This is a genomic window from Polaromonas sp. P3_C2 (assembly GCF_056402675.1).
Window position 1 is genome coordinate 1 of record NZ_JBFUGX010000089.1, and the last position, 9,173, is coordinate 9,173.

Here is a 9,173-nt window from a genome sequence, read left to right on the forward strand (position 1 = left end):
CAGCCCTGCAGGCCACCGATGCCGACCTTGAGTTCGCCTTCAACCTCAACGTGCGGGCMCAGTTCTGGATGATCCAGGCCGTGCTGCCCGGCATGCAGGCAAAAAAGGGCGGCAGCATTGTCAACATGGCCAGCGTCTGCAGCAGCATCAAAGGCCTGCCCAACCGGTTTGTGTATGGCACCACCAAGGCGGCCGTGATTGGCCTCACCAAAAGCGTCGCGGCCGACTTTGTGGCCGATGGCGTGCGCTGCAATGCAATTTGCCCTGGTACGGTAGACACGCCTTCGCTGCAGGACCGTATCAATGCCAACGAGGATCCCGTGGCGGCCCGCAAGGCCTTCATCGCACGCCAGCCGCTCGGGCGCCTGGCCCAGGCACATGAAATTGCGCCGCTGGTGGTCTTTCTGGCCAGCGACGAGGCTGCTTTCGTGACCGGCCAGGCCTACAACGTGGACGGCGGCATCACCATATGAACCAGCTGGACCTGAAAGGGCGCCATGCGGTCATCACCGGTGGTGCGGTCGGCCTGGGTTTTGCCGTGGCTCAGCGCATGCTGGCGTCGGGCGGCACGGTGACGCTGTGGGACATCAACCCCGAGGCACTGGCCGCGGCCAGGGGCGCGCTGGGCGCCGGGGTGCATACCGTGGCCGTCGATGTGGCCAGCCATGCCAGCGTGGTGGACGCGGTCCAGCAAACCGTTGCGCATAACCCGGCCATCGATGCGCTTGTCAACTCGGCCGGCATCACCGGCCCCAACGTCAAGCTGTGGGACTACCCGCCCGAGCAATGGATGCAGGTGCAGCAGGTCAACCTCAACGGCCTGTTCTTCTGCTGCCGTGAACTCGTGCCGCACATGCGTGCGCGCAACTATGGCCGCATCGTCAATATTGCCTCGGTGGCCGGCAAGGAGGGCAACCCGAATGCCAGCGCCTACAGCGCGAGCAAGGCCGCGGTGATCGCCCTGACAAAATCCCTCGGCAAGGAACTCGCCGATACCGGTGTACGCGTCAATTGCATCACACCGGCCGCGGTGAAAACGCCGATTTTTGAGCAGATGACGCCCGAGTTCATACAGTTCATGCTTTCTAAAATCCCCATGGGCCGCTTCGGAACGCCTGATGAGGTAGCCGCCATGGTTGGCTGGCTGTGCACTGAAGATTGCTCGTTCTCAACCGGCGCCGTTTTCGATCTGTCGGGCGGACGTTCTACATACTGAATCATTAACCAGAAGGAAAAACCATGAAACTCGTTCGCTATGGCAACCCCGGCAAGGAAAAGCCCGGCCTTATTGATGCCAATGGCAAGCTGCGCGACCTGAGCGCTGTCATCAAGGACATCGGCCCGGATCAGCTTGGCGATGCGGCGATTGCCAAACTGCGCAAGCTCAAGGCCGACAAGCTGCCGCTGGTCAAAGGCTCGCCGCGCTACGGCAGCCCGGTCAATGGCGTGCCCAAGTTCATCGCCATCGGCCTGAACTACGCCGACCATGCGGCCGAATCGGGCTTGCCGATTCCCGCCGAGCCGGTGGTTTTCATGAAGGCCACCAGCTGCATCCAGGGCCCGAACGATCCCATCATGCTGCCCAAGGGCTCGGTCAAGACCGACTGGGAAGTCGAGCTTGGCGTGATCATCGGCAAGACCGCGCGTTACGTGTCGCAAAAGGAGGCGCTCGACTACGTGGCCGGCTACTGCACCATCAACGACGTGAGCGAGCGCGAGTTCCAGATTGAGCGCGGCGGCACCTGGGACAAGGGCAAAGGTTGCGACACCTTCGGCCCGCTCGGCCCCTGGCTGGTCACGCGTGACGAAGTGCCCAACCCGCAAAARCTGGGCCTGTGGCTSGAGGTGAACGGCAAGCGCGTKCAAAARGGCAACACCAAGACCATGATCTTCAGCGTCGCCAAGATCGTCAGCTACGTCAGCCAGTTCATGACGCTGGAGCCCGGCGACGTCATCACCACMGGCACACCGCCCGGCGTGGGCCTGGGCATGAAGCCGCCTGTGTACCTGAAGAAGGGCGACAAAATCTCCCTGGGCATCGAAGGCCTGGGTGAGCAGCACCAGGTGGTGGTGGCGTATAAAAAGTAACCCCCGTTCAGGCTCACTTCGTGTAGCCTGCTCCCCCCTTCCAGGGGGCGGTGCCTGGGGCCGGCGAAGCCGGACCCGCGGCCCCCACTGGTGAAATACCTTCATTGGGTTACGTCACTGAAGGGCTAGGTAGTTACCCTCCCTGGCGTTAGAACTGGGTCCCTATAAGCAGGGGCTAAACAACCCCTGCTTGCTGATGGTCATCAAAGTGTTGCAAAATAGAACGACCGTTCGTTTTATTTTGTAGCACCTCATGGCCATCACAGAACTTCCCGCTAAAGCCTCCCGCGCCCMGGCAACGGGCAGCGCCGTGGCCAAAAGCCAGCAAAAAGGCCAGCAGACCAAGGCCGCCATTGTGGACGCCGCCCTGGGCCTGGCCACACAGATCGGGCTGGAAGGCCTGAGCATAGGCGCGCTGGCTGAGGTCATGCGCATGAGCAAGTCGGGCGTGTTCGCCCATTTTGGCTCGCGCGAAGAGCTGCAGATCTCCGTCATCCGTGAATACCACGTGCGCTTTGAAGAAGAGGTTTTCTTCCCTGCCCTGCAGCAGCCGCGCGGCTTGCCTCGTCTGGCGGCGCTGTTTCATAACTGGATGAAACGCACCTCGCTTGAAATCGATTCGGGCTGCCTGTACATCAGCGGCGCCGTTGAATTTGACGACAGGCCCGGACCGGTGCGCGACGCGCTGGCGGGTTCGGTGCGCACCTGGCTGGCGGCCATGTACCGCGCCGTGGTGCAGGCCAAAGAGGCCGGTCACCTGCATGCTGACGCTGACGAGCACCAGATGGCGTTTGAAATCCACGGCCTGATCCTGGCGCTGCATTACGAAGCCCGCTTTCTCAAGACACCGGGTTCCATGGACCGCGCCAATACCGGCTTTGCCAACATTCTGGCGCGCTATGGCAGCGACGCCCCCCTTTCCACCTTGCCGAAGAAAGCTTCCGGCAAGGCTTCCCCTTCCAAACCAGTTTAAGCAAAAGGAATCCACCATGCCCCAGTACAGCCCGCCCCTGCGCGACATGCAATTCGTCATGCACGAGGTGCTCAAGGTCACCGATGAATTCAAGGCCATTCCCAAGCACGCGGACGTCGACGTCGACACCATCAACGCGGTACTCGAAGAAGCCGGCAAATTCGCCGCCGAGGTGACCTTTCCGCTGAACATCAGCGGCGACGAAGAGGGCTGCAAGCTCGACAAGACCACGCACGAAGTCACGCCGCCCAAGGGCTTCAAGGAAGCCTACGCGCAGTACGTCGAAGGCGGCTGGGCCGCGCTGAGCTGCGACCCGGAATATGGCGGCCAAGGCCTGCCGTTTGTGCTGAACCAGTGCCTCTACGAAATGCTCAACTCGGCCAACCAGGCCTGGACCATGTACCCCGGCCTGTCGCACGGCGCGTATGAAGCCCTGCATGCCCACGGCACTGACGAGCAGAAAAAACTCTACCTGCCCAAGCTCACCAGCGGCGAATGGACAGGCACCATGTGCCTGACCGAGCCGCATTGCGGCACCGACCTGGGCCTGTTGCGCACCAAGGCCGAGCCGCAGCCTGACGGCACCTACCGCCTCACCGGCAACAAGATCTTCATCAGTGCCGGTGAACACGACATGGCCGCCAACATCGTGCACCTGGTGCTGGCCCGCCTGCCTGACGCACCCCAGGGCAGCAAAGGCATCAGTCTCTTCGCCGTGCCCAAGTTCAACATCGGCAAAGATGGCGCTCTTGGTTCGCGCAATGGCATTTACTGTGGCGGCCTGGAGCACAAGATGGGCATCCACGGCAACGCCACCGCGCAGATGGTGCTCGAAGACGCTGTCGGCACCATGGTGGGCGCGCCCAACAAGGGCCTGGCCGCGATGTTCGTCATGATGAACGCCGCCCGCCTGGGCGTGGGCAACCAGTCGCTGGGCCTGACCGAAGTAGCCTTCCAGAATGCACTGGCTTACGCCAAAGACCGCATCCAGATGCGTTCACTGTCCGGCGTCAAAGCCAAAGACAAACCGGCCGACCCGATCATCGTGCACCCTGACGTGCGCAAGATGCTGCTGACGGCCAAGGCCTATGCCGAGGGCGGCCGCGCGCTGGCGATTTACTGCACGCTGCTGCTCGACAAGGAACTGCACCACCCCGACGAAAAAGTGCGCAAGGATTCCGGCGAAATCGTCGCACTGCTCACGCCCATCGTCAAGGCCTTCCTGACCGACAACGGCCACATCTCCACCAACGCCTGCATGCAGGTCTTCGGCGGTCACGGCTTCATCAAAGAGTGGGGCATGGAACAGTTTGTGCGCGACAACCGCATCAACATGATTTACGAAGGCACCAACACCGTCCAGTCGCTGGACCTGCTGGGCCGCAAGGTGCTGGGCAACAACGGCGCGACGCTGAAGAAATTCGGCAAGGTGATTGGTGCGCTCATTGCCGAAGAAGGCGTCAACGAGAAGATGGCCGAGTTCATCAACCCGCTGGCTTACCTGGCTGACCAGATGACCAAGTTCACCACCGAGCTGGGCTTCAAGGGCTTCCAGAACCCCGACGAAGTGGGCGCCGCCGCCGTCGACTACCTGCGCGTGGCCGGCCACCTGGTGTTCGGCTACTTCTGGGCCCTGATGGCGCAAACCGCGCTGCGCGAAATCGCCGTCGGCAACACCGACAAGTTCTATGTGGCCAAGCTGCAAACTGCGCGCTTTTACTTCGCCAAGCTCTTCCCCGAAACCGCGACGCTGATGCGCACGGCACGCACGGGCAGCAAGTCGCTGATGGAGACCGACGAAGCGCTGGCCTGAGCTTTTTTCACAGATCAACGGGAGACACCATGAAAAGAAAATTGCTGATGATCGTTCTGGGCCTGGTTGCCATCCCGGCGCTGGCACAGAACACGCCGGTCGGTTTGTGGCGCGGCTTCGACGAAAAAACTGGCGACCCCAAAGTCGAAATCCGCATCGCTGAAGCCGGCGGTGTGCTCAACGGCAAAGTCGAAAAGCGCCTGTCTCCCGGCGTCAAACCTGACGACGTTTGCACCGAATGCTCGGATGACCGCAAGGACAAGCCCCGGCTGGGCCTTGAAATCATTCGTGGCGCCAAAAAATCGCCGGACAGCGACGTCTGGGAAGGCGGCAAGATCCTCGACCCGGACAACGGCAAGAGCTATTCGCTCAAGATGACCCCGATTGAAGGCGGCAAGAAGATGGAAGTCCGCGGCTCTATCGGGCCTTTTGGCCGCACCCAAACCTGGGTTCGGGTGCAATGAGCATGCAGAAAGTCAGGGCAAGCCATGGGTGAAGCGATTTCCCGCTTGCGGTCACTGCCTTTCGGTGCCGGTGGCAGCACTCCGCCGGCCGCGCGCCGCTGGTGGGGGCATCACCTGCTCAAGAAGCCGTTTTTCGGCCGCTTCATGAAACCCTGGCGCTGGCCCGCGGAAGTGCCGCAAGAAGGCTGGGAGCGGATACAGATTGCGAGCCGCAGCACGAGCCGGCTGGAGGCCATCGTCGCGCGCACGCCGTTTCCGGCGCGCGGCGTGGTGGTGTGCGCCCATCCCATGGGTTTTGCCTGCAAGGGTTTTTGGCTGCGCCACGGCCATGCCCAGGCGCTGCTCGATGCGGGCTTTCATGTGGTGGCTTTCGACTTCAACGGCTTTGGTGAAAGCCCGTCGACCAACTTCGATTACCCCGGTGACGTGATATCGGTGGGCTCCTGGGCACGTGGCGCTTTTGCCGGGCTGCCGGTGCATGCGCTGACGGCGTCTTTCGGCGCGATCAACACGCTGAGTGCGATTGACGAAGCGGATTTTCCTTACGACAAGGTGGTGGCTGAAGCTTGCGCGCCCTCGCTGCCCGATTTCTGGAAAGCTTATCCTTTTGCCCATGCCGTGCTCAACATCAGCCGGCGCATTAACCCGCAAGGCGAGTTGCGCCTGCGGCCCGTACACCACCTTGCCAACATGCGCGACGTGGACGTGCTGCTGATCCACAGCCGGGGCGACCGCTGGACGCCGGTGCATTTCGGCGATGCCTTGCAGCAGGCTGCTTCACGGCCTGAACGCATCCAGCGCCTGATCCTCGAACGCGCCGACCACACCCACGGCATGCGCGACGAGCCACAGCGCTACTGGAGCGCCGTGCTTGAATTTTTCAACCAGATTCCCTCAACCAGGTCTTAACCATGTCCCGATTCCAAGTCAAAAAAGTCGCCGTCCTCGGTGCCGGTGTCATGGGCGCGCAGATTGCCGCCCATCTGGTCAACGTCAAGGTGCCGGTGGTACTGTTCGACCTTGCGGCCAAGGACGGCCCGAAGAACGGTATCGTCATCAAGGCGGTCGAAGGCCTCAAGAAGCTCAAGCCAGCGCCGCTGGGTGTGCCCGAAGACGCGGCGCTGATCCAGCAGGCCAACTACGAAGAGAACATGGAGCTGCTCAGGGAGTGCGACCTCATCATCGAGGCGATTGCCGAGCGCATGGACTGGAAGACCGACCTGTACCACAAGATCGCGCCCTTCATTGCCGAAGGCGCCATCGTGGCCAGCAACACCTCGGGCCTGTCGATCACCAAGCTCAGCGAGGCGCTGCCTGAATCCATCAAGCCGCGCTTTTGCGGCATTCACTTCTTCAACCCGCCGCGCTACATGACGCTGGTGGAGCTGATCAACACGCCGACCACCGAACCCAAGGTGCTGGACGACCTGGAAGCGTTTGTCACCAGCGCGCTGGGAAAGGGCGTGATCCGTGCCCACGACACGCCCAACTTCATCGCCAACCGCGTGGGCATTGCCAGCATGCTGGCCACCATCAAGGAAGCCGAGACCTTCAAGCTCAGCTACGACGTGGTCGACGACCTGACCGGCAAGAAGCTGGGCCGCGCGAGCTCCGGCACCTTCCGCACCGCCGACGTGGTGGGCCTGGACACCATGGCCCACGTCATCAAGACGCTGCAAGACAACCTTGGCCCCGGCAAGGTGGAAGATCCGTTCTCCGACGTCTACGGCACGCCGCCTGTGCTGGCCAAGCTGCTCGAGTCGAAAAGCCTGGGCCAGAAGACCGGCGCCGGCTTCTACAAAAAACAGGGCCGCGACATCCTGCGCCTGGACCCCGAGAGCATGGAATACGTGCCCGCCGGCGCCAAGGCCAATGAAGTCGTCGGCCGCATGCTGAAAAAACCTGCGGGCGAGCGCCTCAAACTCTTGCGCGAAGCCGAAGGCGCGGAAGCGCGTTTCCTCTGGGCCATCCTGCGCGACCAGTTCCACTACGCTGCCGTGCACCTTGAAACCRTTGCCGAAACCGCGCGCGACATCGACTTCGCCATGCGCTGGGGTTTTGGTTCCAAGCAAGGCCCCTTCGAGTTGTGGCAACAGGCCGGCTGGAAGCAGGTCGCCACCTGGATCCAGGAAGACATTGACGCCGGCAAGGCGCTGTCCAAAGCGCCGCTGCCGGATTGGGTGTTCAAGGGCCCGGTGGCCGACGCCGGTGGCGTGCACACGGCCGAAGGCTCGTGGAGCGCCTCGGCCCAAAAATTCATCCCGCGCCGCAAGCTGCCGGTCTATGAGCGCCAGTTCTTCCCCGAAGACGTGCTCGGCGCCAAGGCGCCTGCTTTTGAGACGGCAGGTACCACGCTGCATGAAGACGACGCGATCCGCCTCTGGACGCTGGACGGCGTCAATGGTGAAGTAGGCGACGTACTGATCGCCAGCATCAAGACCAAGATGCACGCCATCAGCCCGGACGTGGCCGAAGGTCTGGCGATGGGTGTGGACCTGGCCGAGAAAAGCTACAAGGGCATGGTGATCTGGTCCAACGACGAGATGTTCTCGGCCGGCGCCGACCTGCAGGCCATGCTGCCCGCCTTCATGATGGGCGGCGCCAAGGCGATTGAAGGGGCCGAGGCCGAACTGCAGAACGTGATGCTCAAGCTGCGCTACGCGGCGGTTCCCGTGGTGTCGGCGATCCGCGGCCTGGCGCTGGGCGGCGGTTGCGAAATGGCAGTGTATTCGGCCAAACGCGTGGCTGCGATGGAAAGCTATATCGGCCTCGTCGAAGTCGGCGTGGGCCTGGTGCCCGGCGCCGGTGGCCTGGCCTACATTGCCCGCCGTGCCGCCGAGAACGCGAGCACTTCAACCAACAAGGACATCCTGCCCTTCCTCACCGAAGGCTTCACGGCCGCCGCGATGGCCAAGGTGGGCACCAGTGCCATCGAAAGCCGCAAGATCGGGTACCTGCTCGACAGCGACGTGATCGTGCCGAACAAGGACGAGCTGCTGTTCGTGGCGCTCAACGAGGCGCGCGCACTGTTCAATTCGGGCTACCGCGCGCCGCACAAGCGCCAGTTCCCGGTGGTGGGCCGCAGCGGCCTGGCCACCATCAAGGGCCAGCTGGTCAATATGCGCGACGGCGGCTTCATCAGCGCGCATGACTTCCATATCGCCAGCCTGATCGCGGGTGTGGTCTGCGGCGGTGATGTCGATGCCGGCACGCTGGTGACGGAAGAGTATTTGATGACGCTGGAGCGTAAGGCCTTCTGCTCGCTGCTCGAACACCCGAAAACGCAAGAGCGGATCATGGGCATGATGAGTACGGGCAAGCCCGTCAGAAACTGRTGAACACCCCCATCGGACACTCACTGCGTGTAGCGCCTTTCCCCCTTGCAGGGGGCAACGCCTGCGGCCCGGCAAAGCCGGTTCCGCGGCGTTTGCTGGCCGGGAGAAGTTCATGAACGACCAACAACCCAACCGCCTGGCGCGGCAACTGCAGCGGCTTGAGGAAGTACCGGCGTTTGCCCGGGGCTGGTTCCGCAGCGTGGTGCTGCGCCGCGCTGTGCCATTCACCGGCACCGCCGGCCTGGACTTCATCGAAATGGGCACGGGCCGGGTCGAGATCGGCATCAGGAACGAGAAGAAGGTGCAGAACCACATAGGCGGCGTGCATGCCTCGGCCATGAACTTGCTGGCCGAAACCGCCACCGGCATGGTGGTGGGCATGAATGTGCGCGACGACTGCATTCCGCTGGCCAAGGAGCTGAAGATGGCGTTCAAGAAGCGCGCCACTGGCGCTCTGCGCGCCGTGGCCACGTTGAGCGACGAGCAGCGCGCGGCCATGC

The 9,173-nt window shown here is 62.6% G+C and carries 9 protein-coding genes; all 9 read left to right on the forward strand.

Translation table 11 applies throughout. The features are described from left to right. Window positions 1-473 (forward strand): SDR family oxidoreductase (locus AC1DWI_RS05970; protein ID WP_477724530.1); only part of this gene is annotated, 473 nt, incomplete at its 5' end. Next, window positions 470-1,216, forward strand: coding sequence for an SDR family NAD(P)-dependent oxidoreductase (locus tag AC1DWI_RS05975; protein ID WP_477668475.1), 747 nt, complete (start codon window positions 470-472; stop codon window positions 1,214-1,216). The genes AC1DWI_RS05970 and AC1DWI_RS05975, both read left to right, overlap by 4 nt. 23 nt (window positions 1,217-1,239) lie before the next feature. Then, the gene (locus tag AC1DWI_RS05980) at window positions 1,240-2,088 is read left to right on the forward strand and encodes a fumarylacetoacetate hydrolase family protein (protein ID WP_477668474.1); all 849 of its coding nucleotides are present in this window, start codon (window positions 1,240-1,242) and stop codon (window positions 2,086-2,088) included. A gap of 253 nt (window positions 2,089-2,341) precedes the next feature. Next, the gene (locus tag AC1DWI_RS05985; protein WP_477724531.1) at window positions 2,342-3,061 is read left to right on the forward strand and encodes a TetR/AcrR family transcriptional regulator; all 720 of its coding nucleotides are present in this window, start codon (window positions 2,342-2,344) and stop codon (window positions 3,059-3,061) included. Between the two features lie 16 nt (window positions 3,062-3,077). Further along, window positions 3,078-4,874 carry an acyl-CoA dehydrogenase C-terminal domain-containing protein gene (locus tag AC1DWI_RS05990; protein WP_477668473.1) on the forward strand — a complete coding sequence of 599 codons (1,797 nt, stop codon included), beginning with the start codon at window positions 3,078-3,080 and terminating at the stop codon, window positions 4,872-4,874. 29 nt (window positions 4,875-4,903) lie between these two features. After that, complete coding sequence (locus AC1DWI_RS05995; RefSeq protein WP_477668472.1) at window positions 4,904-5,338, forward strand: DUF2147 domain-containing protein; 435 nt, start codon at window positions 4,904-4,906, stop codon at window positions 5,336-5,338. 24 nt (window positions 5,339-5,362) lie between these two features. Next, a complete protein-coding gene (locus AC1DWI_RS06000) occupies window positions 5,363-6,247 on the forward strand; it encodes an alpha/beta hydrolase family protein (RefSeq protein WP_477668471.1) in 885 nt (294 codons plus the stop codon). Between the two features lie 2 nt (window positions 6,248-6,249). Next, window positions 6,250-8,676, forward strand: a complete 2,427-nt coding sequence (locus AC1DWI_RS06005) for a 3-hydroxyacyl-CoA dehydrogenase/enoyl-CoA hydratase family protein (RefSeq protein WP_477724532.1) — start codon at window positions 6,250-6,252, stop codon at window positions 8,674-8,676. A 109-nt stretch (window positions 8,677-8,785) separates the two neighbouring features. Then, window positions 8,786-9,173: DUF4442 domain-containing protein (locus AC1DWI_RS06010; RefSeq protein WP_477724533.1), on the forward strand; the 388-nt coding region annotated here is incomplete at its 3' end.